Genomic DNA, 26,248 nt, shown 5'->3' with positions numbered 1-26,248 from the left:
CAGTGTCCTCACTGATGCAAAAGTAATTCAACTCATCGCAACGCTCCACATCATTTGAAAGTGGGCTGTATACGGCAAGTACCCCAAAAAGTTAATTTAACAGGAATAATTATATTAAACATAATATTGTTTCAACTAAACCCTTAACATCTCGCGTTATCAAGCTTTACCTTGTCAGTAGCACTGAGACAGAGGACAAGCCAGTATTTTCGCTTCAGGCAAGCGGAACACTGTTCCGCTTGCCTGAGTAATGCGTGAAGGCATATTTATTTAGTATGCCTCTGCAAAAAGGAAAGCACCCACTTACCTACGGCCGGCAAAATTTCCCCTTGTCACTCTTGCAACTCCGGTGTACTGCTGCTTCTAGGCATGGTGGAAGTGCCATCGGCTAAATTTGAGCGCATGACGTAGAGCTTTTCACCAGACAGCGCGTCTGTGTATGAAGCCGCAACAAGCTGCTCCAATGTCGGTGGCAACTCCCCCTTAGCCGAAACACAGATAAAGTGAATACCCTTATCCACTACGAAGTGATATTTGAGGCTATCCAAGCTTTTACCCAAGTTGTGTTTGCCATCCAACTGGGTGTAGCGGTAGAAAGAAGAGGTATGCAGCCTCTGTCTGGCTTGTGATGAGTCTCTTGCGTAGCGTGGATCGGTAGTGAGACTATCTACGTCGAGCGCCGATAAAGACGCGAAAGCATAGTTGTTTTTAAAATTGGAGACATAGGTACCCGCTGTGTACGTATCCTGAGACATCATGTAAGAATTGCCATAGTCCGTTTCGGCAAAGACGTAAGCGCCTTTGTTTCCTATACTCGGCAGCAAGGACTGCATTTGTCGAAGAAAGGGCTCCGAAAAACGCGTGGTAACATGCATTACATGGTTACCAGTTAATAATGGATAATGGTTGATAACGCTAAACACTAATAAACCAGCAGCAACAACTACCTTCTGCGTATTGCTAACAAATTTAAAAGCTACGCCCAGTAACAACGCTAAGAGAATTGGAATGAGTGGGGCATAAATATTGGACCCAAACTGAAAACCATCAATAAAGTGAGTGGCAGCCGTGCGTGCTGCAGCCGCAATTACTATTGTTACTGTTGCCCAAGTCAAAATATCAACAAGAGACCGGTAGTGCGCAAGGAACTCCCGTTTCCTAACTCCGAATGCTGCACTTAACCACAATGCAAAATAAGGGACATAATATAAAGCCAAAGTGAGAAATACTCCAATAAATATATTTATTAACGTTCGTGTTTCGCTTAATTTAGGCATTATCGACTGGATATTTCCTCCAGCATGAGGCAATTCATAAGCTTTGTGGCCTAGCACGTAAAACAACCCGATGTATATAGAAGCTAGCGTTACAGGTGCAGCAATAGCCAAAGCATTGCTTATAGATATGCGTTTGAATAATACCCCAATACTAGCTGTGACTACAATGCCTGCTGCAATAGATGGTGCAGTGGATACAAATACGAGGGGAAGAGCAGCCAGGGCCACGCCCGCAGCTACATACCTTTTGTGTAACATCATTAGGACGCCTAACTGCATAAAAATATACACAGGAGCCAGTTTGGGTTGAATCAGCAGCAAGCTGCTTGCTACCAGTTGCCCATTGAATGCAAAAGGAATTCGTTCAAAAAATGGCCAAAACAAACCATTAGTTGCCAATAACAATCCAGCAAGGCAAATGACCCAGCGCGTATTTATACCAAAATACGCCAGAATTGCTCTGAATCCGAAGAATACAACAACAACTTGCACTGTATAAGCGCTGAGATATAAGCACCAAACTGCTGGCCAGCCCGTCACCTTTACTTGTAATGCATTTAACCACAGCTCGTAGTAATGGTAAGGCTGTGGGCTTATAAAATTTGGATATAATACTTCTAAAGAATTAGTCTCTATCCCCATCTGATTTAGGGGCATACTGATTCTAGCATAGTATATATAATCTTGAAAGGGAGTTTGCAGAAAATTGGATTCAACATCATAAACCATCAAATACCGAATACCATAGACAAATAATGAAGCACTCAAGATCAATAACACCTCCTTTATGTAGATCTTATTAAAATGGTATGTATTGCTAGCAACATCCCGTTTCAACAAAACGACAATAAAACTCAATCCTAACAAAATTGGCAACAATACTGTCACCCCTTTTGTCAACATCATTGCATATCCAACCACCAATATACTTAAGCCAAATATTAATGACAAAAAAGTATTAAGTGGGGAAGAATTAATAGGAACTCTAAATATCCTGAGCAACAGGAGCCCTATGGTGTAAGAAAGAATTAGCGTTACTGCTGTTAGCAGAAAATACGAAAGAAAAAAAACCATGAAAAGGAAGTCAAGACTTTATTAGGCAGGCTTAAAAGTAACTTACTCAAGTCAAACTGTGCTCTTTCTTCACTTTTGTATGTATATCTGCTCCATACACTTCTTTAACAACGTATAGAGGACGATTGCGTGCCGCATCCAAGCTTCGCCAAACGTATTCTCCGATTACACCTAAGGCAATCATTTGAAAGGCAGCGACAAACAATATTACTACCATAAGCGCGGTCCATCCCTCAGGCTCTTCCGCACCAAACAAACGCAGCAACATTATGTATATACCGTATATAAGTGCGGCAAAACCAAATAGCAGACCGATTACCGAAATTGCACGAATTGGAAAGAAAGAGAAGGAAAGAAACGAATCAATAAAGAGCTTGATTTTTTTCTGCAAAGTCCAACGTGATTTTCCAATCTCCCTTTTCCTGCGGACATACGGGATATTTACGTAAGGGTAACCGAGCCACGCCATCAAATAAAATACATTACTATTCCTCTCCTTCATGCCCAAGACCGTGTCCATTACCTGTCGGTCGAAGAACACGAAGTCAAAGCCCCCGTCAGGAATGTTGGGCAAGGCAAAACGCTTCATCAGTGCATGAAAGGAGTTTGAAAAAAATTTCTGTAAAGCTCCTTCTTCCCGATCGTGCCGGTTGCCGATGACCAATCGAAAGCCCTGCTTCCAGTAGGCATACATCTGCTCAATCAACTCCGGCGGATCTTGTAAATCGGCAGTGAATACTACGGCACAATCCCCGGTAGCGTATTCCATGCCAGCAACAATAGCATTGTAAGATCCTACGTTGCCTGCCAACTCAAGCACGCGGACCCGCTTAGGATACATTTGCTGAAATGCCAGCAAGGTTTCGAGCGTTTTGTCCTTGGAACCATCATTCACGAGCACATATTCGACTTCCACATCTGCAGGCAACTTGCTTTCGTGCGAAATCAGCTCCTGAGTAGTTACGGGAATATTGTCCTCGTTGTAATAACAGGGAATGATGATGGAGAGCTTAGGCATGTGAAATAGTTTGGTCCGCAAAAAAAGTTCGGATGGCCTGACTTACCACTTCAACATTTGCCGACGTCATGCCCGGCCACATGGGCAGACTGAGACAGGTTTGAGCAAGCTCTTCCGCAATGGGAAATGCGCCGCTCTCGAAATTTAATGAAGCATAGGCTTGTTGCAGGTGCGGAGGTACTGGATAGTGTATCAGAGTACCGATGCCTTGTTCTGCCAGGAAGCCTTGCAGCGCATCACGCTCTGGTGTACGCACCACATAGAGGTGATATACATGAGTAGCTCCAGCCGCCACTTTGGGCAAAATTAGCTGCGGAATATCTCCCAATGCTTCGTTATAAAGCTTTGCTATCTGCCGCCGTTGTTCAGTCCACATCATCAGATATGGCAGTTTTACGCTAAGGATGGCAGCCTGAAGCTCATCGAGTCGCGAGTTGTACCCGATAACTTCATTATAATATTTTTTCTGTGAGCCGTAGTTACGCAGCGTGCGGGCTTTCTCACCTAGGGTAGCATCATCAGTAGTTATGGCCCCGGCATCTCCGAGTGCGCCTAGGTTTTTTCCTGGATAAAAACTGGTGCCATTTATATCCCCAAAACTACCCGTAGGCACATCCTCCCAAGTGGCACCTTGAGCCTGTGCATTGTCTTCAACAACGTAGATGCCATGCTTACGAGCAATAGCCATAATGGCCTGCATTTCGCAAGCCTGCCCGTACAAGTGCACGGGCATTATAACTTTCGTTTTATCGGTAATGGCCGCCTCAATATTTGCCGGATCGATGTTGTAAGTGTCTGGGTTTGGCTCCACGGGCACCGGAACTGCTCCCACGAAAGATGCAGCCAACCACGTAGCTATATAGGTGTTGGAAGGCACAATAATCTCATCGCCTTCTTTTATTCCCAACGCAAGTAAAGCTAAGTGAAGTGCGTCCAAACCATTGGCCACGCCCACGCATTCAGACACTTGATTGAAGGTGGCGTACTCTTCCTCAAATTGCTTAACAGCACTACCGAGGATGTACCATTGAGAGTCAAAAACACGCGCTACTGCTTCGAGTACGTTTGTGCGAATGAGTTCATTTTGTGGCTGAAACGAGAGGAAGGGAACTTTCATGGGCGAAAAGAATCAACAAGAGGCAGTGCCGCACCTGCCCATCAGGTCATTTATTATGCAAGAAACTTAAGCAAGTTACTACGAATGGAACCCAATGAGCCACTAAAGCCAACTCTTACAACAAATCCGAGGCTTTGTTGATAACAATTAATTGGATTGCACCGGCTGCTCAGAGGCCTCTCTTAGGGCAATTAACAAAGAGAAGCTTCTTATTGAAACTATCGTCATTATAGCTCCCTCAAACTTCGTAGGCTGCCTATCTGCTCAGTACCGGCGAAAAAACTTAGTTGCACACTATTGCTTGAGCAATCTGCATAAGTACATTACTAAGAGTTCATGAAAGTTGGGTTATTCGTACCTTAAGATTAATATCTTAGTAGGCTACGTTCTAAAAACCAAATTTATAGCATATACTAAACCTATTCATCTAAGTCTTTAAAGACTTTAATAAGTTTTAAATAACCAATCACAGATTCAAAACACAATTAATTACAGTTATAATAAGACTAGAACAACACTTGCTCTAATAAATTTATTCAAATACAAGAACTTACATCAACACTAAACATCACCCCATATTTTCTTAAAATCATCATAGCTTCTAATATAATCCGACTCATTATAAATTTGTGACGCAAACACTACCTGCACGGCTGTATGCGAGTATTGCATGGTATGCCATGCATTTGGGGGAATGTACACTCCGTGATGAGGATCCTCCAATTTAAATGTCATTATTTCACCATTGGGCATCTCAGTAGTGACAATGATACGTCCAGCGACAGCAACTAGAACCTGTTCAGTCTTATAATGAGCATGCCGACCTCTTACTATGCTTTCCGGGGTATAGTAAGTCCAAAATATCCTTTCTACTGAAAAAGGTAATACCCTAGCTTGTTCGACCACGGAGATGTAGCCAATCTCAGGTGCCCCTAATTTGGGAAATTCAATCAGGTGAGGCTTAAGCATCATACTTCGAGGTTGTCTGAATGAAAATACATAGCAAAATCTACACTGACTACTACAATATCGAGCCAACACGCTAGATCAAATAGCCTTGAGACTGTTGCGTTGTCATTACTTATGTTGATAAAGGATGCACATAACAAAACCGGTGAGTTCGCGCCGTTATATGCAGCACGAACTCACCAGTTTAATTGGAAGAACAGCAGTTTTTAACCTAGTGCGTAAGCTTATCTTACATGCTCTTGAAAGTACTCCAGCGTTCGGCGCAGGCCTTCGGCACGGTCTACCTTAGGTTCCCACCCAAGTATCTCCCGAGCTTTGGTGATATCTGGGCGGCGCTTCATGGGGTCATTCTCAGGTAGCGGGTGGAATGTTGGCTTGAATTCGACACCGGCCAGTTTAGCAATTTCTTCGCCGAATTCCCGGATGGTGATTTCCGCTGGGTTGCCAATGTTGACGGGTAAATGATAGTCCGACAGCAACAGGCGGTAAATGCCTTCCACAAGGTCGTCGACGTAGCAAAACGAACGCGTCTGGGAGCCATCGCCGAATACGGTGAGAGCCTCCCCTTTCAGGGCTTGGCTCAGGAAGGCGGGCAGTACGCGGCCGTCGTCGAGGCGCATACGTGGCCCGTAGGTGTTGAAGATGCGGATGATGCGCGTCTCCACGTTGTGCACGTTGTGGTAAGCCATGGTAATGGCTTCCTGGAAACGCTTAGCTTCATCGTAGCAGCCACGGGGGCCAACGGGATTTACATTGCCATGATACTCCTCCACCTGCGGGTGCACATCCGGGTCGCCGTATACCTCGGACGTACTCGCAATGAGCACGCGAGCTTTCTTGACGCGTGCCAAGCCCAGCAGATTGTGTGTACCTAGTGAGCCTACCTTCAAGGTTTGAATGGGAATCTTCAGGTAGTCGATGGGCGAAGCAGGCGAGGCAAAGTGCAGAATGTAATGGAGTTCACCCGGCACGTGCACGTACTTCGATACGTCGTGGTGATAAAACTCAAAGTCTTCTTTGCCAAAGAGGTGCTCAATGTTGGCGAGGTTGCCCGTCACCAAATTGTCCATGGCAATTACGTGGTAGCCTTCAGCCAAAAAACGGTCGCAGAGGTGCGAGCCCAGGAAGCCGGCACCACCGGTAATCAGTATGCGTTTTTTTTCCATTACACTTGAGCCGCTTTGGCTACTGGTTCGAGATGATTGGTACGGACGCCGATGCAGTGGTAGGCAAATCCCGCTTCTTCCATTTCCTGGGCATCGTAAATGTTACGCCCGTCGAAAACAACGCGCTGCTTCATCAGGCGGCTTACCACTTCGAAGTTAGGCGAGCGGAACTGGGGCCATTCCGTTACAACCAACAGGGCATCGGCATCGATCAGTGCCGCAAACTGATCCTTAGCGTACGCGATACGGTCGCCGAGAATGTGCTCGGCTTCTTTCATAGCAACCGGGTCATAGGCCGTGACAGTGCAGCCGGCATCCAGCAACTTATCGATAACCACGAGCGAGGGAGCCTCGCGCATGTCGTCGGTTTTAGGCTTGAATGAAAGGCCCCAAATGGCAATCTTCTTACCGCTTAGCTCACCGCCGAAGTGCTGCTGCACTTTGTTGAAGAGCACTGACTTCTGGTTGTCGTTGACGCTTTCCACGGCTTTGAGGACTTGCATCTCGTAGCCGTTTTCAGAAGCCGTTTTGATGAGCGCCTTTACATCCTTGGGGAAGCAGGAACCGCCGTAGCCAATGCCTGGGTAGATGAACTTGTTGCCGATGCGAGCATCCGAGCCAATGCCAAGGCGCACCTTGTTCACATCGGCTCCCATGATTTCGCACAGGTTGGCAATGTCATTCATAAACGAAATCTTCGTCGCTAACATCGAGTTGGCGGCGTACTTCGTCATTTCAGCCGACGGGATATCCATGAAGATGATCGGGTGCCCATTCAGCAAAAACGGCTTGTAGAGTTTGGTCATCACGTCTTCAGCCCGTTCCGAAGCCACGCCTACTACGATGCGGTCGGGCTTGAGGAAGTCGTCAATCGCGGCTCCTTCCTTCAGGAACTCTGGGTTAGAGGCAACGTCAAACTCGATATCAGCGCCCCGCTTTGCCAGTGCATCCTCCAGTTCCTTGCGCACCTTGGCAGCCGTTCCTACCGGCACTGTGCTCTTGGTCACAACCACCGTATAGTTATTCATATGCTCGCCAATGCCACGGGCTACTGCCAGCACATATTTCAGGTCGGCGGAGCCATCTTCGCCTGGAGGAGTACCCACGGCAATGAAAGCGACATCTGCATCCTGAATACTCTCGGCCAGGTTGGTGGAAAAGTGCAGACGGCCGGCCGACACATTTCGTGTCACCATTTCCTCGAGGCCTGGCTCGTAAATGGGCAGGATTCCCTGCTTCAGATTGTCGATTTTACGTTGATCGATATCAATGCAGGTAACGTCAATGCCTACTTCGGCAAAACACGTTCCCGTCACGAGGCCCACATAGCCAGTCCCAACGACTGCAATTTTCATAAGCTCAGGATGAAAGCGGTGTGTATGGTTAAGATTGTACAGTCCGGTAAGCAGTAGACTTATCAGTAGCAGCATGGTTACCGGGCATCATGTACCGCTTCCACCAATGCTGGAAGACGATAAGGGCCCAGATTCTAGCGTGCACATCGCCTGGACTGCGCGAAAATAGCTGTTGCTTCAATGTGCGAACTGCATCGACAGAAAATAAGCCCTGCGCCTCGATGAATTCATCTTTCAGCAGGTCGTCTTCGATGAGAGGCCGCAATTCGTTACGAAACCACTTCAGCAAGGGCACCTCAAAGCCATGCTTGGGACGCTTGTATAGCTCCTCGGGCAGCATTGGCCGGAACGCATCTTGCACAATACGCTTCTTTATCTGCCCATTGATTTTACTTTCGACGGGCAGTGAGAAGGCAAAGTTGACCACCTTGTAATCAAGGAACGGGCTGCGAACTTCCAAGGAATTGGCCATGCTCATCAGGTCCACCTTGGTGTTCATGTCGTAAGGCAACACCAACTTCATATCGGTGAGCAGTACTTCATTCAAGTCGCCGTCGGCGTGCAAGTGCTCAAGAATGTCTTTGCGGCGCTTGTCGGCCAGTTTTTTATTGACCTTGCGGCGCGCATCGTGGCTGAGCAAAGCGCGCGCATCCTTTTCGTTAACGAAGGTAGCCCAGTCCCAATACCGGTCCTTAGGGCCGGCGAGCATGCCGCGCGAGAAGCGCTGAAATTGCCGGACCTTATTGCCGATAAAGGAGTTGCGCGACTTGGGCAGTGCATCCCACAGCAGGTTCAACCCCGTTACGGCTTCCGCCTTCCAATCGGGGTTGCGGACTTGCCACTCACCCATGTGCTTGTTGTAGCCGGCAAACATTTCGTCGGCACCATCGCCGGAAAGGGCTACGGTTACTTTTTGACGAGTACGCTGGCTAAGGATGGAGACTGCCAAGGCCGATGAGTCGGCGAAGGGTTCATCGATGTAGTCGAGCACATTATAAAGGTGCTCATACATATCGTTGTTGGTCAGCGAAAAGACCGTATGGTTGGTCTTGTGCATTTTCGCTACCAAGTTGGCATACTTCGTTTCGTCAAAGAACGGCTCGTCCTTGAAACCAACGCTAAACGTGTTTAGGTGAGGCGTGTGACGAGCGGCCAAGGCTGTCACTACCGACGAGTCGATACCCCCGCTCAAAAAAGAGCCCAAAGGCACATCGGCCACGAGGCGCCGGGCGACGGCAGCGTCCATGAGGTCGACCAGCTTCTTCTGCTGCTGCTCGTAGCTCATGCGGTTTTTGGCCACCTTCTTCGGGTCGTATGGAATCTTGTACCAACGCTTGCCCACCACCTTGCCATCGGGGCGGATGAAGAGGTAGTGCCCCGGGAGCAGTTTCTTGACACCTTTGAAGATGGTCGCTGGTCCTGGGATATAGTTCAGCTGTAGGTAGTGCGACAGCGCTACGTAGTCGAGCTTGCGCGGAACGCCGAGGGCCAGCAGCGACTTCATCTCGGAAGCAAACATCAGCTTGTCTTCGTCGCGATAAACCAGCAAGGGCTTCACGCCCATTCGGTCGCGGGCGATAAACAGCGTGTTTTCTTCGCGGTCGTAGATGGCCAAGCCAAAGAACCCGTTCAGCTTCTTCAAGAAGTTGCGGCCTTCGGTGATGTACAGCTTCAGAATAACCTCTGTGTCGGTATGCGACTTAAAGGTGTAGCCCTTACGCTGCAGCTTAGCGCGCAACTCACGGAAGTTGAAAATCTCGCCGTTGAAGACGATGGTATACCGCCCTGATTCGTCGGTCATGGGCTGATTGCCACACGGCGACAAATCGAGGATGGCCAGGCGGCGGAAGCCGAGCCCGACAGCGTCGTATACGTAATGCCCTTGCGAGTCAGGGCCGCGGCTCACAATGGCGTCGGTGGCAGCTTGTAAGCCGGCCAACGAGGCACGTCCAGAGTCGGTAAAGGCGAAGAGTCCGGTGATTCCACACATAGCTAGCGGGCAAAGGTACGAAGCTTCGGCATTTGCGTTTGAGTTTTAAAGCCGATGGGGTGCCGCAACCAAAGCCGAGCCACCACAGTAAATCTAGAAAGCTTGGCTCCATGGTGGGAGCCGGGCTTCAACTGCAAACGATGCTCCCATGAATCTGCAAAACCAAATGGACTTGCAGCAGCAATTTGAAGCTGCCGTATCCCGCGTAAATAATCTGCCTGGCGACCAAGCAGCCGCTCACATGACCGAGCTTTATGGCTTGTACAAGCAGGCAACTCAGGGCGACCATGACACCTCCGGCCAAGAAGTAGGCGACGACACGCCGGACAATCCAAGTGGGCAAGAGGGCATGTCCCAGGCCCAATGGGAATCGTGGAGCAAGTTCAAGGGCGTCAGCCAGGATGATGCCAAACGGCAGTACGTGCAAAAGGTTGAAGAAATTGACGGCTCAGCAGGAGAAGCTACTACAGCTACAACCGGTATTGGTCAGCCAGCCACCGCCTCGCAATTGGAAGCGGGCAGCCGTCCGGAGTCAAACCCCAATGAAGCCGCAGCCCCTGGAACAGCTAAGGCACCCTTTGAAAACGAGGGAGGCATCTCGGCTGGGGGCCTCAGAGGCGACATCAACGATGGTGCTCCTTATGGTGGCGAAGACCGCCTCAAGACGCAACAATAAGAATTCGTTAAGTTTAAAATAAGAAGGCCACGGCGTATACCGTGGCCTTCTTATTTTGGTGAAATGACAGCTTAGAAGATCTTGCCCGGATTCATAATTCCGTACGGGTCAAACACCTGTTTGATACCGCGCATCAGCGCTAGATTGGTTTCCGGAAGGGCTATACCGATGTAAGGCTTCTGCACCAAGCCAATGCCATGCTCACCGGATATGGTGCCGCCGAGTTTCACACAGAGCTGAAACAAACGACGGATGGGCTCTTGCAAGCCATGCGTCCACATTTCGTCGGATAGTTCACCGCGAATGATGTTAACGTGCAGGTTGCCGTCGCCGGCGTGGCCGTAACACACGCTCTTGAAACCATATTCATCGCCCAAGTCTTTGACGCCCTTTAGCAACGTTGGTAGTTCGGCGCGGGGTACTACGGTGTCTTCCTCCTTATAAACAGAATTATAACGCACGGCATTGCCGATGTTGCGGCGAATTTTCCACAGCTCGTCTTTCTGAGCGGCGGTATCGGCAATCAAAATTTCGCCCACGTCATACTTTTCCAGCACACTATAGACTTGCTCGGCTTCTTTATAGAGCTGATCTAAGTCTTGGCCGTCGAGTTCAATAAGCAAGTGGGCACGAATATCCTCGGGAAGCGTGAGCGGGATTTGGAGGTAATCAGACGACCAGACAATGGCCTCGCGCTCCATGAACTCCATCCCCGACGGAATCACTCCGGCGCGAAACACAGCCGAAACCGCTTCGGCCGCTTGTTCTTCTTGCCGGAAAGGCACCAGCATCAATATGTTTTGCTGCGGATAAGGCAGCAGACGGAATACCACTTTGGTGATAATACCTAGGGTGCCCTCCGAACCCACCATCAGTTGGGTCAGATTATAACCAGTGGAATTTTTGAGCGTATTGGCCGCCGTCCAGATTATCTCGCCATTTGGCAGCACCACCTGCAGGTTCAGGACATAGTCGCGGGTGGTGCCGTATTTCACTGCTTTAGGGCCACCGCTGCTGTGAGCCAGGTTGCCACCCAAGAAGCAGCTCCCTTTACTGGCCGGATCGGGCGGATAAAATAGCCCAACCTCCTTCACCGCGTTCTGAAAAACCTCATTCACTACACCCGGCTCTACAGTCGCTTGCAGGTTACGCTCATCGATTTCGATGATGCGGTTCAGGCGTTCGGTACTCAGCACCACACCCAGATGTGCCGGCAATGCCCCACCCGACAAGCCAGTACCGGCTCCGCGTGGTGTTACGGGCACCCGGTGTTCGTAGCACAAGCGCATAATACCGCTAATCTCTTCTGCGTTTGCAGGCCGAAGTACTACGTCGGGGCTGAAGGTTAAGTCCTCGGTGTGGTCCCGACCGTAGCGGGCGTATTCGTCGGCTTCGAGGCGGGTGGCGGTCAGCACATGCTCCTCCCCTACTATACTTTCGAAAGCAGCCAACAGCTCTGGAGTGAGCTGACCAAACTGAATTTGTTCAAGCAAATGAGCCATTCGCGTATCTTTGTGGCGATGCGGAAAACTTTTCCAAAGGTACGGCATTCACTCCGGCCCATCGACCGGTGGTCGTTATTGCTTCCGCTACTACTGCTGCTGGCCAGCTGTAGCGGTTCCAAGAAGGTGAATTACCGCAATGGCCGTTATTACTCGGCCCAGGAAATGGCGCGTATGAAGGCTGCCGAACGACGCGGGCGCACGGCGTCTCCTTCGCGGGCTAGAGCAGGCATGAGCAGCGGTGGCCGCAAGATTGCTGCCCGCGGCCCCAAACGTCCCAGTAGTCCGGCATCAGTTAACCGCCAACTGGCTACCGTTATCGAAACAGCCCGCTCCTACCGCGGCACTCCTTATAAGTTTGGTGGTACCACCCGCCTAGGCCTTGACTGCTCCGGGCTACTGAATGTATCATTCAACGCCGCCGGCATTCAAATTCCCCGCTCCTCTAACGAGCAAGCTGCTTGGGGTGACCCCATCCGTCCACAGGATTTACAAGCAGGTGATTTGGTATTTTTCGGAGGCAACCCTGGTAGCAGTATTATCACTCATGTTGGACTAGTCACGGACGTTTCCGAGGAAGGAGTGCAGTTCATCCACTCTTCCACGTCATTAGGTGTAGTAGAAAATGCTTTGGAAAGTGATTATTACTTAAGCCGTTTTATCAAAGCGGTACGCCCAAAGTTGTGAATTTCCGTCGTAGCTTTGCGCCGTAATTCAGTGCGTTCAAGCTCATAAGTAGCCAAAACTTAATCAAGAGGTAGCGCTGACTTGCGACGGCTAAGCAGTACTTTTGCGGCGTTTTTCGCTGACTTGATCCATGACCTTTCTCATTTCCAGGTTGCTATCTGGTAACTGAGTACCTGAGGTGTTTGACCTTCCACTTTTTCAGTGCAGCCCGAAACTGCACACCGTTTCCAACACTCACCCATGAAACAAAAGTTTATCCATCATCTCTTAGCTCCGGCGATGGTAGTAGTTGCTGCCGCACCGAGTTGGGGACAAGGCGTAACTACCTCGTCTATGAGCGGTGTTATCACCGACAAAGGCGGAGAGGGGCTGCCAGGGGCAACGGTAATCGCCGTGCACACGCCAACCAACACACAGTACGTAGCTCCGACCAACTCGGAAGGCCGCTATAACCTGTCTGGTATGCGCGTGGGTGGTCCTTACCTAGTACGAGTAACCTTCGTGGGTTATGAAGAAGCTACTCGGGAGGGGATCTTTCTGAGCTTGGGCCAAAACCTGCGCTTGGATGTAAATCTGAGCGAGACAACTCAGACGCTGGCTGGTGTAGAAATTTCGGGCCGACGTGACCCGGTTATCAATACGGACCGCACTGGTGCTGCCACTAATATCCAGCGCGAACAAATCGAGCGCCTGCCCACACTGAGCCGCTCGTTCAACGATTTCACCCGTCTGACCCCTCAGTCGAACGGCGGTCAAAGCTTCGGAGGCCGCAGCACCGGCTTCAACAACATTACTATTGACGGTGCACTGTTCAACAACGCTTTCGGTCTGTCGTCGACGGTAGGTGGCCAAACTAACTCGCAGCCAATTTCGCTTGATGCCATCGAGGAAATTCAGGTAAACATCGCGCCTTACGACGTACGCCAAGGCTCATTTACCGGTGCCGGCATCAACGCTGTTACGCGTTCAGGCACCAACAAATTCTCGGGTTCAGTTTACGCTTTCCGGCGTAATAATAAGCTGATTGCTGACCAAGTCCGCGATGTCAAGCAGCCTTTTGCTGACTTCAGCCTTTGGCAGATAGGCGCCCGCGTAGGCGGTCCAATCATCAAAGACAAAGTCTTCTTCTTTATCAGCGCTGAAGCCGAGCGCCGTGACGATCCACCCGGTAGCTTTGTTCCTTTCCGCCCAGGCCAAAACACCCCCGGTCCAGGAGTGTCTTCGGCCCGTGCCGATGAATTGAGCGTCCTGAGCAACTTCCTGCAAACACAGTATGGGTACAATCCCGGTCCGTTTGAGAACTACCAACTGCAGACTTACAGCGACAAGCTAACTGCTAAGGTTGACTGGAACATCACGCCGCAGAACCGCTTTAGCTTCAAGTACAACTACCTGAAGTCGTACCGCGACATTCCGCCGAGCAGCTCCGGTGCTCCTGGTACGCGTAGCTTAAGTGCTACTAGCTTGCCTTTCTTGGCTGCATTCTATCGCCAGAACAATAACCTGAACTCATTTATCGGCGAACTTAACTCGACCATTTCTAGTCGTTTGTCGAACACTTTCCAAGCTGGTTACACTGCTCAGCGTGACTTCCGGGAAAGCACGGGCGGTATTTTCCCACTGGTGGATATCGAGAATGGTTCCGGCAACGCTTTTACCTCGTTTGGCTACGAACCTTTCTCGGCTAACAACATCCTGAACTCGGACGTTTACCAGCTGTCGGATAACCTGACTTACAGCGCCGGAAAGCATTTACTGACCCTGGGTACTTATAACGAGTTCTACAAGTTCAGCAACGGTTTCGCCCAGTACTTCTATGGTCGTTACCGCTTCCCGTCGCTAACGTCTTTCTACCAGTCTGCGGGCTACGACTACAACACGACCACGCTCGCGCTGACTCCGCGCGCTGGCGGTCCGGTTCACTCAGCTATCAGCGACTACGAACTTCGTTACTCGGCCTTGCCTGACCGCAGCTTCCCCTTTGCTGAGTTTAACGCCCTGCAGCTTGGTTTCTACGCGCAGGATGAATTCTCACCTCTGTCGAACCTGAAGATTACGGCTGGTATCCGCGCTGACATTCCAATGATCAACGCTGACCTGCCCCGCAACGAAGCAGTAGTAGCGCAAACCTTCCGCAACGGCGAAAAGCTGTACACGGATCAGGTACAGCAGGATCGTATCATGTGGTCGCCGCGTGTAGGCTTCAACTGGGATGCGTTCAACAATCAGAAGACGCAGGTGCGCGGTGGTACGGGTATTTTCTCAGGCCGCGTACCGTATGTACAGATTGGTAACCAAGCATCGAACAACGGGGTGTACTTCGGCTCATACCGCTCGCTCGTAATTCCGGGTTCTGTAACGCCTACCAATCCCAGTGGTACGCCGGTTGTATTCTCGCCGGACATCAACGCCAACCTGCCTATCAACGCAGCGGCATCGTCAAGCTACAATTTGGCTCTGACTGACCGCAACTTCAAGTTTCCGCAGGTATACCGTAGCAACTTCGCCGTTGACCAGCGCCTACCCGGTGACGTAGTCCTCACTTTGGAAGGTATCTATACCAAAGATCTGAACGCCGGTAACTACGAGAACGTGAACCTCCCGAACTCGGCAGCTACTGCAGCTGGCGCTGACAATCGCCCGCTGTTCCGCGACCCAGCTAACCTGAACAACCGTCGGGACCGGATCAACTCCAACATCACCGACGCCATTGTGCTCCGCAACACGGATAAGGGTTATTCTTATACCCTGACGGCACAATTGCAAAAGTCGTTCTCCAACGGTTTTTATGCCAGCTTGGCTTACAACTATGCTGATTCCCGCTCGGTAATTGATGGTATTGGTCAGGCAGCTTCGTCGTGGCGTGACCGTCAGATTTCCGGCGACCCAAATGCTGACGCGCTGAGCTACTCCAACTTCTTGCAGCAACACCGCGTGGTCGGTTCGGCCTCTTACCGCAAGGAGTGGCTGGGCCACTTGGCCACGAGCGTATCTGCCTTCCTTGATTTTGGCCCGGGCTTCCGCTACTCGTACATCTACAATGGCGACCTGAACGGCGACAACAACCTGAACAATGATCTGATCTACGTACCTCGTGACCAGAGCGAAATTGTTCTACGTGATATCCCCTTCTTCGGCAATACCCCCCAAGCCTTCACTTACACCGCTGCTCAGCAGTGGAACGACCTGAATGCTTACATCGAGCAAGATAAGTACCTGAGCAAGCGTCGTGGTCAGTATGCTGAACGCAACGGTGCCACTTCACCGTGGGTTGGCTTTATCGATGCTCGCTTGCTGCAAGATGTATTTACCAACATCGGTGAAAACAAGAATACCTTGCAATTCAGTGTGGATGTTTTCAACGTCGCCAATCTGGTCAATAAAAACTGGGGTATATCGCAGAGCACAAACCGTAATCAGTTGTTGACTTTCTCGGACTTTGATACGCGTGCCACCGTCAATGGCGCCCCGAATCCCGATTACAACAAGCCGCGGTTCACGTATCCCTACCTGAACAACCCGATCCGCACCGTGGATCCGGCTGCTCCCAACGACCCAACCCGGGCCACGGTTACCCCTGGTCAGCCGCTGACGGAAAGCTTCCGCTTCAGCACGGGCGAAGGTTCGCGGTGGCGCATTCAACTGGGCTTGCGTTACATCTTCAACTAAGCTAAATCAAGCTTGAGCAAAAAAAGGCGGAGACTTCTCCGCCTTTTTTTGCTCAAATTTCAATAAACCCTTGTGCAATAGCTCAAATATGACTTCCTGTTTATTTAAGAAATGGTATTTAAATAACTGCAATACAAATAATTACAAACCCAACTCTTTTCTTAATCTTAACGTAAAGTTGCGCGCACAATGGGGGGTTAGTTTTGCACCGTTTTTCACAAACGTCTTTATGAAACATCTTTTCACACACCTACTGTTGTGGTTGCTCACGCTGGCAACCATACAACAGGGCTTAGCGCAGGGCACTACGACGTCGGCCATGAATGGCACGATTACCGACAAAACCGGTGAAGGCCTACCTGGTGCCACTGTAATTGCTGTACACACCCCCACAAACACCCAGTATGTAGCACCCACAAACTCAGATGGACGCTACAACATTCAAAACATGCGGGTAGGAGGACCTTATTCCGTGCGCGTCACTTTCGTAGGCTATCAGGAATCAGCTCGTGAAGGTATTTTCCTGTCGCTGGGCCAGAACCTGCGTCTGGATGTAAACCTGAGCGAAACGACTACCGAACTGACGGGCGTAACAGTAACGGGCCGTCAGGACCCGGTAATCAATGCGGGCCGTACGGGTGCTGCCACCACGGTACAGCGCGAGCAGATTGAGCGTTTGCCCACACTGAACCGTTCGCTAAACGATTTCACCCGTCTCACGCCGCAAGCCAACGGCCAGAGCTTCGGGGGCCGCAGCAGTGGCTTCAACAACATCACTGTGGATGGCGCCATTTTCAACAACGCTTTTGGCTTGTCGTCGACGGTGGGTGGCCAAGCAGGTGCTCAGCCCATTTCGCTTGACGCTATTGACCAAATTCAAGTAAGCATTGCGCCTTACGACGTGCGTCAAGGCTCTTTTACCGGTGCTGGTATCAACGTAGTAACCCGCTCGGGCACCAACAAATTCACGGGCTCGGTCTACGGCTTTTACCGCAATCAAGACTTGGTAGGTAACCGAGTGGGCGACTTCAAGCAAGACTACCCCAACTTCAACCTAAAGAACTTTGGTTTCCGGGTGGGTGGCCCAATCATTAAGGACAAGTTGTTCTTCTTCGTCAACGCCGAGCGGGAACGCCGCATCGACCCACCAAACGGCAACTTTATTGCTAACCGCGACGGTGTACCCGCTCCGGGCGTAGGTTCGCAGACTTCACAGGCCACGGCACGCGAACTGGACATCCTGAGCAACTTCCTGGTGACGCAGTACGGTTACAATCCCGGCGCGTACGAAAACTACGACCTACGTTCCGACAGCGACAAGGCCACGGTGAAGCTTGATTGGAACATCAGCCAAAATCACCGGTTCAACGTCAAGTACAACATTCTGCGCTCTTTCGCCGACATCAATCCCAGCACTTCGGGGGCAATTGGAGGCAACCGCGCTCAGTCGCAGTTTGGCTTGCCGTTCCTCTCTTCGTACTACCGGATCAACAACAACTTGGATTCGTGGATTGCGGAACTGAACAGCACCTTCGGAAGCCGCTTTTCCAACAACTTCACGGCGGGCTATTCCCGCTTCCGTGACTTCCGCGAGAGCCCGGCCGGCGGTATTTTCCCGCTCGTTGATATCGGCAACGGAACTGGCCGCAGCACCACTGCCGCCAGCTTGGCGGGTATCACTGCTCCCAACACGCTCACGTCATTTGGTTACGAGCCCTTCTCAGCATTCAACATCCTGAATTCGGACGTTTACCAGATCGGTGACAACTTCACGGCCTACCTCGGCAAGCACAACGTGACGGTGGGTACTTACAACGAGTACTACAAATTCCGGAACGGCTTTGCTCCGAACTACTACGGCAACTACTCTTACAACTCTCTGGAGGACTTTTACGCCTCAGCAGGTTTTGATTACAACCGTTCGACCGGTACCCTGACGCCTTTGGCTGCCGGCACCACGCGCCCGGGGCCGCAGCGCTACAACCTGCAGTACTCGGCTTTGCCCGGCGGTGATTTCCCGTACGCCGACATCGAAGCCATGCAGTTGGGCTTGTATGCCCAGGACGAATGGTCGCCCATGAGCAACCTGCGCATCACTGCTGGTATCCGCGGTGACCTGCCCTTCCTTACTTCGGATCTGCTCCAAAACGCCAACGCCGCTAACCTGACGTTCCGGGATGGTGTACAAATCAACACAAGCCAGCTTCCTAAAAAGCGGGTTCTGATGTCGCCCCGTGTTGGCTTTAACTGGGACGTGAACGACGATAAGAAAACTCAGCTGCGCGGTGGTACCGGTATTTTCACCGGTCGTGTACCGTTCGTATGGCTTTCAAACCAAGCTAGCAACAACGGTGTGCAGTTTGGGTCCTTTAGCACGGCTGGTGCTGTAGCCACCGGCAACAACCCCAACGCATCGATTTATCCGTTCAGCCCGGATGTAAACGCCTACCGTCCGCAAAACGCATCTGCGAATACGGCTTATAACCTTGCTGTTACGGATAGAGACTTCAAGTTCCCGCAAATTTGGCGCACCAACTTGGCCGTAGACCAAGAACTGCCAGGTGGTGTCATTGCCACGGTGGAAGCTTTCTACACCCGGGACCTCAACTCGGTGTATCACCAGAACGTGAACCTGCCCGGCAGCGAATCAGCGCCATTCAACCGCGCCAATGGTGCCGATAACCGCCCGATTTTCTACTCGTTCGGGGCTCCGCAGACCGGCGCCAACGCTGGTTTGATTGCCACGACCCGCAACGAGCGCATTTACGGTCCAATACCGGCTGCTCAAGGTGGCAACACGGCTGCCCGCCCGAACATTTCGGATGCCATTTTGATGAAGAATACCAACAAAGGCTATTCTTACGCTGTCACGGGTCAGCTTCAGAAGACCTTCGACGTAGGACTGTACGCTAGCTTAGCTTACACCTACTCCGATGCTCGCTCGGTAAACGATGGTGGCTCGATTGCTCAATCCATCTGGCGTGACCGTCAGATTTCTGGCGACCCGAACGCCAACGTGCTCAGCTATTCCAACTTCTTGCAGCAGCACCGCATCATCGCCTCGGCCTCTTACCGCAGAGAGTACCTGAACCACTTGGGCACCACTATCTCGCTGTTCTACGAAGCTGCTCCGGCGGGTCGCTTCTCGTACGTGTACTCCGGTGACATGAACGGCGACAACCAAACCTCAAACGACTTGATGTACGTGCCGCGCAACCAGAACGAAATCAACCTGCGCGACATCAACTTCTTTGCTGGTACGCCTCAGGCCTTCACCTACTCAGCCGCTGAGCAGTGGAATGACCTGAATGCCTACATTCAGCAGGACAAGTACCTAAGCAAGCGCCGCGGTGAGTATGCCGAGCGTAACGGAGGCGTGCGTCCGTGGCAGAACCGCCTTGACGCCCGCCTGCTGCAGGACATCTTTACCAACATCGGCGAGAGCCGCAATACCCTGCAGCTTAGCATCGATATCTTCAATATCGGTAACCTGATCAACAGCAATTGGGGGGTATTCCAAACCACGACCCGCAACAACCCACTGACGTTTGCTGGTTATAACACGCAAGGTCAGCCGGTATTTGAGTACCGCTACCTGACCAACCCGATCCGGACGGTAAACCCAGCCGCTCCCGGCGACCCTGCCCAGGCAACGGTAACACCGGGCGTGAAGCTGACCGAAACCTTCCGCAACGATACCGGCGGTATTGGCTCGCGTTGGCAGGGCCAGATTGGCCTGCGCTACATCTTCAACTAAACCAATCGGTTAGTTAAAGCAAAAGAGGCTGGCACCTGTGCCAGCCTCTTTTTTATTGTCTTGAAGACAAATTTTTCCTTTGAATTACTTGCTCTTTTCAAAACGCGCCGTACTTTTGTCCCACCAAACGCAACCGGCGAGCGGTACTTAAAAACGGGGGATTAGCTCAGCTGGCTAGAGCGCTTGCATGGCATGCAAGAGGTCATCGGTTCGACTCCGATATTCTCCACTCCTGTTTTTATTTTAGCCCCAGGAAGCCCAGCCCTCAAAGCTGGGTTTTTTGTTTTAGGCAAGCCCTTTCTTTTACCCATTGGAAACGGGTTCAACCGGCTGGCTTATGCCAGCCCCAAACCAACAGCAAGGCCCAGGCTTGGGTAAGCCTGGGCCTTGCTGTTGGGGGCAAGCGAATGAGCCGTCGGATCCTTATACGAACAGCCCGTCGACAGACAGATACCGTTCGCCGGTATCGTAGCAGAAGGTGAGCACACGTCCGCCTTGGGGTACTTCATCCAGCTTCTTGGCCACAGCGGCAAGGGAAGCGCCCGACGACACACCCACAAATACACCTTCCTCGCGAGCCGCACGGCGGGCCATTTCAAAGGCTTCGGCTTGGCTGATCTGGATGACGCCATCGAGCACGTCGCGGTGCAGATTGTTGGGAATGAAGCCGGCACCAATACCTTGAATGGGATGCGGGCCCGGCTGCCCACCGCTGATGACGGGGGAAAGCTCTGGCTCCACGGCGAAAACTTTCATCTTTGGAAACAAGGGCTTAAGCACCTCCGCTACCGCGGTAATGTGCCCCCCCGTACCTACGCCGGTAATATAGAAATCGAAGCCATCGGGGACATCGTGCAGGATTTCCTGCGCTGTGGTGTCGATGTGCACCTGGATGTTGGCTGGGTTATCGAACTGCATGGGAATCCAAGCGCCAGGCGTATCGCGCACGATTTCATGGGCCCGCTCGATGGCACCTTTCATTCCTTTTTCGCGGGGTGTCAGTTCCAAATGAGCGCCGTAAGCCGCCATCAGGCGACGGCGCTCAATAGACATGGATTCGGGCATCACGAGGGTGAGGCGGTACCCCTTCACGGCGGCCACCATGGCCAGGCCTACTCCGGTGTTGCCAGAAGTTGGCTCCACTATCAGGCTATCGGCAGTAAGGATGCCATCCTTTTCCGCCTGTTCGATCATCGACAGGGCGATGCGGTCTTTAATGCTGCCGCCAGGGTTAGCGCGTTCCAGCTTCATCCACACTTCCACGTCGGGCCGGGATTGAAACAGACGATTCAGGCGCAAAAGCGGCGTGTTGCCGATGGTATCAAGAATGCTTTGAGCTTTCATAAAGTGAGAAGGTTGAACGATGACACGGACAGAAGAACCCCATGGCTCGGCAGGCAAGCCGACCCTGTGGCCATTCAGCCATTCAGGCTATGAATTAAATGGAAAAAGTCAGGTCAGCGGTGGGGTCCTCCACGCGGGTGACGTAGAGTTGGGCGCGGTGGTATACCCGCGAGTGCGAGGGCACGCTTTCCGTCAGCCAAACATTGCCGCCGATAATGCTGTGCCTGCCGACCACAGTGCTACCTCCCAGGATGGTAGCGCCAGCGTAGATAACCACGTGGTCTTCGATAGTGGGATGCCGTTTCTGATGGGCCAGCTCTTTGGCTACACTGAGGGCACCCAGCGTGACGCCCTGGAATAATCGCACGTGATTGCCGAGTACGGCCGTTTCACCAATGACAATGCCCGTGCCGTGGTCGATGCTGCAGGCTTGCCCAATGCGGGCTCCCGGGTGAATATCGACACCGGTGCGCTGGTGTGCATACTCACTCAGCAGCCTGGGCAAGAGCGGTACCTGCCGTTGGTACAGGGCATGAGCTACCCGGTGCAGCGCCAAGGCATAAAAGCCCGGATAAGTACATATGACCTCGGCTAAATCTTGGGCGGCGGGGTCGGCCGCTAAAATGGCTTGGGCATCAAACACCAACAACTCGTGCAGGCGTGGAAGCTGCTGAAACAAATCGGCAGCGAGTACGGCAGGGGCCACCGGCAGCCCGGACACGGCGTGCAATACTGCCTGGAGCTGCTGCTGCAAATCGTTTAGCACCATCGCTACGGCCTCGGGTCCGCCAACGCGCTGATCGGTACGCTCCGGAAACAGCAGCGCCAGCAACGAATCTGCCAGGTGCCAGAGTTGCGGTCCGGGCAACGGCGGTGGCGCCGACCGGTGCATTTCGGCCAAGCCGTGGATGAAAGAATCAGTCATACAGGGAAGGAAGCCACTACACGGCTGCAACTGGCCACAGCGGTAGTAAACCATAAATTCGACCAAAAGTTATGGCGACAAATGCAGGCAACCGCTAAGCTTGGGCATGCGTTAGCAGTGCTTACACTTGTTCCTATTCATCGCCTAAACACCACACTACCATGCAGGACACCACAGTCACCAAAATCGATTCGCGTCATTCACCTAAAGGACCGGAAGGTCAGAAATACCTCGCTTCAGGCATCAACGTATCCATGCGCCTGTGGGAAGATGAGCAACCAAGCGATGCTAAAGAGCCGGTTAGCCGCGACTACGAAACCGTTGGATTCGTTATCAGCGGTCGGGCCGAGCTCCATCTGGAAGGCCAGATGGTGCTGCTGGAACCCGGCAACTCGTGGGTAGTGCCTAAGGGCGCTGAGCATGCCTACCGCATTCTGGAAGCCTTTACGGCCGTAGAAGCCACCACCCCCCCTGCACACGCACACAGCCGTGACGCCTAACCGGCGACTCAAGCTAACCTAATACTAAACTGCCAGGATGAAAGTCCTGGCAGTTTTTGTTTGCGTGCAAAATTTTACAAGTAAATTACAATCATATAGTTAAACAAATTTTCTCACTCATCATTTTCTAGAATGCGCTACCGGGCCCTGGCATAAATTGCAGGGCGTGCACCCGATCAGTGGAGCCGCAAACTACGTGCGCGCACTCCAACCTACGGTGCCTTGCCTACGTTCAGACAAATCGACTTAGACTCTGCCACCTATGAAAACAATAATACGCTTGGCGTGCGCAGCTCTTCCGCTAATCACGCTTCCGGCCACCACGTGGGCGCAGGCAGCCTTGTATGTCAATGACGCCTCGACTGCAGGTGACATCTATACTTCAGCCCCGGGCAATGACGCTAGTGGCAATGGCTCCGCTGCTGCGCCCTTTGCTACGGTGGGACGAGCTTTGGAGGCGGCTTCGGCAGGTGCCACCATTTTCATCGATGCGGGCATCTATCAGGAAAGCATGGTGCTCAACAAAGTGGTGAGCCTGCAAGGAGCCGGCGACTCCCTTAGCAGCCCGAGCAGTGCCACTATTTTCCGGGACGGACCACGTACGCCTGATAACGTGTATGACGGAATAGCCGCGCTGCAGTTAAGCGTGAGCGGTACACCAGCCCAGCCCATTCGCATTTCGCGCATGAGCCTGCGCCGTTATGACACGGCCATTGCGGCTGGCTTTTCGCCAGGCTTCCTATCAAATGTGACGTTTGAAGACCTCGACATCTTCAAGTGCTACCGTCAGGGCATTGAGTTGGCCGGCAATGTGAGTGACTTGACGTTTCGCCGGGTGAGCATTCGGATGACGCGCATTCAAGGCTCGCCTCCTATTGCCAACAATAACTATGGGCGGGGCCTGTTTTTCAATGGTACCGACGCCGGGGCCGATAAGCGGAATCTGCTGATCGAAAACTGCGCATTCGAGCAAAACCGCCGGGCCGGCATCGATGTGAACGAGCGGGCCACGGCCAATCTCGTGGTACGGGGCTGCCGGTTCTACGGCAACCTAGGACCAGCACTGGCTTTACTCAAAGCCGGCGGCCTACGTGGCTCCGATGGCAACTTCACTACCATCGCAGCGCTCATCGAAGACAACGAAGTGGCCGACAACGCCAGCAACGGTTTCGAGTTCAAATCTTGTACAGGAAATGGCTTGGGCTCGGGTCCGGGAAGCTTCGTGGTACGCAACAACCGCATCACGCGCGGGCTAAACCAACCGACCAACCTTTCCAATGACAACGCCGGTATTGCTTTCGTCGACCGCGACCGGCTGATTGCGGGCCGTCCCAGCTTCAACGATGACCTGAGCACTTCGGGTGCTTGGCTGGAGAACAACTTCGTGCGTGGCTACCGCTCCTCGGCTTTCACGCTGCTGAACCGCAACGGTTTTGGGATAGTGCTGGAAGGCAGCAACCACCAGGTACGTCACAACGTGGTGACGCGCTGCCAGTACGGAATTCAGATTCAGGACCGGCCGGCGACCAGCAGCGAACAATCCACTCCTTACTTTGACATCCCGCGGAACACATTGTTGACTTCCGCCAACGTGAATGTGGAAGAAAACCGCGTGGACAGCTGCGACGTGACCAGCCTACGTGCCATCAACCTCACCAACGTAGTCAACGCCAGCTTGAACTGGCTCGATGGCACTACAGCCGTTGAAATCAGGGGCGCAAGCGGTACGGGCGGCCGCGTACGGACACTTAATGGAAGCTTCTCAGAGGTTTCGTCGCTGGCACCCACGGGTCGTATCGATTACAGCCCTTTTCTGAACAGCGGCTCCGATGTGTCGGCGGCAGCGGGTTTTCAACCCGATCTGAGCTTCCTTAATGCAGCGCCGAACAGCCCGCTGGCGGGCACGGTAGGGCACCTGACCAAGGCATTTAACAATGTTACCGACGGCGGCACGGTAGAAACCATTGCCGGCTTCTTTAACGAAAGCGCTACACTGACCAAGAACGTGACGCTGACGCAGGAAAGTGGCCCCGTCAGCATCCGGGACCTGACGATGAATGGCGCCGGCAAGACCCTGCAACTGGGGGCTTCCTTTACCCTTACCGGAGCGCTTACGCTTACGGCGGGCCTTATCAACACCACCGCGACCAACCTGCTCACGCTGGCCGACAATGCCACGAGTACGGCCGGCAATGCCAGCAGCTACGTAAACGGTCCCCTCCGCAAGGTGGGCAACGAGGCCTTTGAGTTCCCGCTCGGGCGGAACGGCGTATGGGCGCGGCTGGGTATTTCGGCGCCTGGAAGCGCCAGCAGCGCATTCACCGCGGAATACGTGGCCCAAGGCTTCAGCAATCAAGCTGTTCAGCCTCCGCTCACCAACGCCAGCCGGGTTGAGTATTGGAACCTGGAGCGCACCGCCGGCACCGACAACGTAAGCGTGCGGCTATTCTGGGAAGACGGAGGCCGTAGCGGCATCGTGTCGCTACCGCAGCTGCGGGTGGCCCGCAACAACGGCAGCACCTGGGTTAACGAAGGCAACGGCGGCACCACCGGCACGGCGGCCAGCGGTTCCATTGTTTCCTCGAACGCCGTCGGCGCCTACGGGGTGTTTAGCTTTGGTTCGGTTAACCCAATCAACCCGCTACCGGTGGAACTGACCGCCTTCCGGGCTGAGGCAGCCGGAGAAGGCCGTGCGCGGCTTTACTGGACTACAGCGCAGGAACAGAACAACCGCGGGTTTGAAATTGAACGGGCTCTGAACGGCACCCGGTGGCAAACGGTAGGTTTTGTGGCCGGTGCCGGAACCAGCACCCAGCCCCGGCAATACAGCTTCCTGGACGTATCGGGGCTGACGGACGTGGTGTTCTACCGCCTGCGCCAAATCGACAACGACGGTCGGGTCAGCTACTCCCCTATTGCAGCCGTGCGCCTACCAGCTGTGAGCGGCAAGCTCAGCATCTACCCCAACCCCGCCAATCCCAACGCCGAGGTAACCGTCCGGCTGTCGGCCCCGGCTGCTGGTGCCGTCACAGTACAGCTGTTCGATGCTGTGGGCCGCGTGGTCTGGAACCGGGAGGTGGCCGCCAGCGGCCAGAGCTTGCAAGTGCAACTGGCTGATGGCGTAAAGCCGGGCCTGTATCTAATGCGCGTCAGCGGCAAGGGCTTACCCAGCGAAGCTCAACAGCTGATCGTGCGGTAGCAAAGCCTTTGGCTTACCAAGCA

At 52.6% G+C, this 26,248-nt stretch carries 16 protein-coding genes and 1 tRNA gene; 7 read left to right on the top strand and 10 right to left on the bottom strand.

Annotated elements, in window-relative coordinates; translation table 11 throughout:
* Positions 1-332: 332 nt before the first annotated feature.
* The 7 genes from AC5FXY_RS20555 to asnB form a co-directional block, all read right to left on the bottom strand.
* Positions 333-2,351 carry a hypothetical protein gene (locus AC5FXY_RS20555; protein ID WP_493558601.1) on the bottom strand — a complete coding sequence of 673 codons (2,019 nt, stop codon included), beginning with the start codon at positions 2,349-2,351 and terminating at the stop codon, positions 333-335.
* A gap of 46 nt (positions 2,352-2,397) precedes the next feature.
* Positions 2,398-3,369 carry a glycosyltransferase family 2 protein gene (locus tag AC5FXY_RS20550; protein WP_493558600.1) on the bottom strand — a complete coding sequence of 324 codons (972 nt, stop codon included), beginning with the start codon at positions 3,367-3,369 and terminating at the stop codon, positions 2,398-2,400.
* Positions 3,362-4,486, bottom strand: a complete 1,125-nt coding sequence (locus AC5FXY_RS20545; protein WP_493558599.1) for a DegT/DnrJ/EryC1/StrS family aminotransferase — start codon at positions 4,484-4,486, stop codon at positions 3,362-3,364. Before AC5FXY_RS20545 ends, AC5FXY_RS20550 begins: the two co-directional genes overlap by 8 nt.
* A 561-nt stretch (positions 4,487-5,047) precedes the next feature.
* Entirely contained in the window at positions 5,048-5,458 is a 411-nt protein-coding gene (locus AC5FXY_RS20540; RefSeq protein ID WP_493558598.1) for a sugar 3,4-ketoisomerase, read from the bottom strand.
* Positions 5,459-5,679: 221 nt separating this feature from the next.
* Positions 5,680-6,621, bottom strand: coding sequence for a UDP-glucuronic acid decarboxylase family protein (locus AC5FXY_RS20535; protein ID WP_493558597.1), 942 nt, complete (start codon positions 6,619-6,621; stop codon positions 5,680-5,682).
* Positions 6,621-7,976 carry a UDP-glucose dehydrogenase family protein gene (locus tag AC5FXY_RS20530; protein ID WP_493558596.1) on the bottom strand — a complete coding sequence of 452 codons (1,356 nt, stop codon included), beginning with the start codon at positions 7,974-7,976 and terminating at the stop codon, positions 6,621-6,623. Before AC5FXY_RS20530 ends, AC5FXY_RS20535 begins: the two co-directional genes overlap by 1 nt.
* A gap of 28 nt (positions 7,977-8,004) precedes the next feature.
* Positions 8,005-9,966 carry an asparagine synthase (glutamine-hydrolyzing) gene (gene asnB / locus AC5FXY_RS20525; protein ID WP_493558595.1) on the bottom strand — a complete coding sequence of 654 codons (1,962 nt, stop codon included), beginning with the start codon at positions 9,964-9,966 and terminating at the stop codon, positions 8,005-8,007.
* A gap of 148 nt (positions 9,967-10,114) precedes the next feature.
* Between asnB and AC5FXY_RS20520 the strand changes: the two genes are divergently transcribed.
* Positions 10,115-10,642, top strand: coding sequence for an acyl-CoA-binding protein (locus tag AC5FXY_RS20520; RefSeq protein WP_493558594.1), 528 nt, complete (start codon positions 10,115-10,117; stop codon positions 10,640-10,642).
* 71 nt (positions 10,643-10,713) lie between these two features.
* Here the strand turns inward: AC5FXY_RS20520 and AC5FXY_RS20515 are convergent, their stop codons facing one another.
* A complete protein-coding gene (locus AC5FXY_RS20515; RefSeq protein WP_493558593.1) occupies positions 10,714-12,144 on the bottom strand; it encodes an FAD-binding oxidoreductase in 1,431 nt (476 codons plus the stop codon).
* An 18-nt stretch (positions 12,145-12,162) separates the two neighbouring features.
* Here AC5FXY_RS20515 and AC5FXY_RS20510 point away from each other — a divergent pair, with 18 nt between their 5' ends.
* The 4 genes from AC5FXY_RS20510 (at position 12,163) to AC5FXY_RS20495 (ending at position 20,486) form a co-directional block, all read left to right on the top strand.
* On the top strand, positions 12,163-12,831 hold the full coding sequence (locus AC5FXY_RS20510; protein WP_493558592.1) for a C40 family peptidase: 669 nt from the start codon (positions 12,163-12,165) through the stop codon (positions 12,829-12,831).
* A gap of 240 nt (positions 12,832-13,071) precedes the next feature.
* On the top strand, positions 13,072-16,500 hold the full coding sequence (locus tag AC5FXY_RS20505) for a TonB-dependent receptor (RefSeq protein WP_493558591.1): 3,429 nt from the start codon (positions 13,072-13,074) through the stop codon (positions 16,498-16,500).
* 229 nt (positions 16,501-16,729) lie between these two features.
* A complete protein-coding gene (locus AC5FXY_RS20500; protein WP_493558590.1) occupies positions 16,730-20,257 on the top strand; it encodes a TonB-dependent receptor in 3,528 nt (1,175 codons plus the stop codon).
* 155 nt (positions 20,258-20,412) lie between these two features.
* Positions 20,413-20,486: transfer RNA gene (locus AC5FXY_RS20495), tRNA-Ala, on the top strand.
* A 194-nt stretch (positions 20,487-20,680) separates the two neighbouring features.
* On the opposite strand, the gene cysK is transcribed toward AC5FXY_RS20495, so the two are convergent.
* Positions 20,681-21,601: a cysteine synthase A gene (cysK, locus tag AC5FXY_RS20490; protein ID WP_493558589.1), complete on the bottom strand. Its 921-nt coding sequence runs from the start codon at positions 21,599-21,601 to the stop codon at positions 20,681-20,683.
* Between the two features lie 94 nt (positions 21,602-21,695).
* Complete coding sequence (epsC, locus tag AC5FXY_RS20485) at positions 21,696-22,526, bottom strand: serine O-acetyltransferase EpsC (RefSeq protein ID WP_493558588.1); 831 nt, start codon at positions 22,524-22,526, stop codon at positions 21,696-21,698.
* A 161-nt stretch (positions 22,527-22,687) separates the two neighbouring features.
* Here epsC and AC5FXY_RS20480 point away from each other — a divergent pair, with 161 nt between their 5' ends.
* Positions 22,688-23,026 carry a cupin domain-containing protein gene (locus AC5FXY_RS20480; protein ID WP_493558587.1) on the top strand — a complete coding sequence of 113 codons (339 nt, stop codon included), beginning with the start codon at positions 22,688-22,690 and terminating at the stop codon, positions 23,024-23,026.
* A gap of 262 nt (positions 23,027-23,288) precedes the next feature.
* Positions 23,289-26,225, top strand: coding sequence for a right-handed parallel beta-helix repeat-containing protein (locus AC5FXY_RS20475; protein ID WP_493558586.1), 2,937 nt, complete (start codon positions 23,289-23,291; stop codon positions 26,223-26,225).
* Positions 26,226-26,248: the final 23 nt, after the last annotated feature.

It is taken from the genome of Hymenobacter sp. FMD4 (assembly GCF_058932745.1).
Note: the sequence above shows the minus strand (reverse complement) of the source record. Positions and strands in the feature narration are given on the sequence as shown.

What these genes read in the sequence shown, in the direction of transcription:
- AC5FXY_RS20555 (WP_493558601.1), bottom strand. Translation starts at nt 2,351, where the DNA reads ATGGTTTTTTTTCTTTCGTATTTTCTGCTAACAGCAGTAACGCTAATT.
- AC5FXY_RS20550 (WP_493558600.1), bottom strand. Translation starts at nt 3,369, where the DNA reads ATGCCTAAGCTCTCCATCATCATTCCCTGTTATTACAACGAGGACAAT.
- AC5FXY_RS20545 (WP_493558599.1), bottom strand. Translation starts at nt 4,486, where the DNA reads ATGAAAGTTCCCTTCCTCTCGTTTCAGCCACAAAATGAACTCATTCGC.
- AC5FXY_RS20540 (WP_493558598.1), bottom strand. Translation starts at nt 5,458, where the DNA reads ATGATGCTTAAGCCTCACCTGATTGAATTTCCCAAATTAGGGGCACCT.
- AC5FXY_RS20535 (WP_493558597.1), bottom strand. Translation starts at nt 6,621, where the DNA reads ATGGAAAAAAAACGCATACTGATTACCGGTGGTGCCGGCTTCCTGGGC.
- AC5FXY_RS20530 (WP_493558596.1), bottom strand. Translation starts at nt 7,976, where the DNA reads ATGAAAATTGCAGTCGTTGGGACTGGCTATGTGGGCCTCGTGACGGGA.
- asnB (WP_493558595.1), bottom strand. Translation starts at nt 9,966, where the DNA reads ATGTGTGGAATCACCGGACTCTTCGCCTTTACCGACTCTGGACGTGCC.
- AC5FXY_RS20520 (WP_493558594.1), top strand. Translation starts at nt 10,115, where the DNA reads ATGAATCTGCAAAACCAAATGGACTTGCAGCAGCAATTTGAAGCTGCC.
- AC5FXY_RS20515 (WP_493558593.1), bottom strand. Translation starts at nt 12,144, where the DNA reads ATGGCTCATTTGCTTGAACAAATTCAGTTTGGTCAGCTCACTCCAGAG.
- AC5FXY_RS20510 (WP_493558592.1), top strand. Translation starts at nt 12,163, where the DNA reads ATGCGGAAAACTTTTCCAAAGGTACGGCATTCACTCCGGCCCATCGAC.
- AC5FXY_RS20505 (WP_493558591.1), top strand. Translation starts at nt 13,072, where the DNA reads ATGAAACAAAAGTTTATCCATCATCTCTTAGCTCCGGCGATGGTAGTA.
- AC5FXY_RS20500 (WP_493558590.1), top strand. Translation starts at nt 16,730, where the DNA reads ATGAAACATCTTTTCACACACCTACTGTTGTGGTTGCTCACGCTGGCA.
- cysK (WP_493558589.1), bottom strand. Translation starts at nt 21,601, where the DNA reads ATGAAAGCTCAAAGCATTCTTGATACCATCGGCAACACGCCGCTTTTG.
- epsC (WP_493558588.1), bottom strand. Translation starts at nt 22,526, where the DNA reads ATGACTGATTCTTTCATCCACGGCTTGGCCGAAATGCACCGGTCGGCG.
- AC5FXY_RS20480 (WP_493558587.1), top strand. Translation starts at nt 22,688, where the DNA reads ATGCAGGACACCACAGTCACCAAAATCGATTCGCGTCATTCACCTAAA.
- AC5FXY_RS20475 (WP_493558586.1), top strand. Translation starts at nt 23,289, where the DNA reads ATGAAAACAATAATACGCTTGGCGTGCGCAGCTCTTCCGCTAATCACG.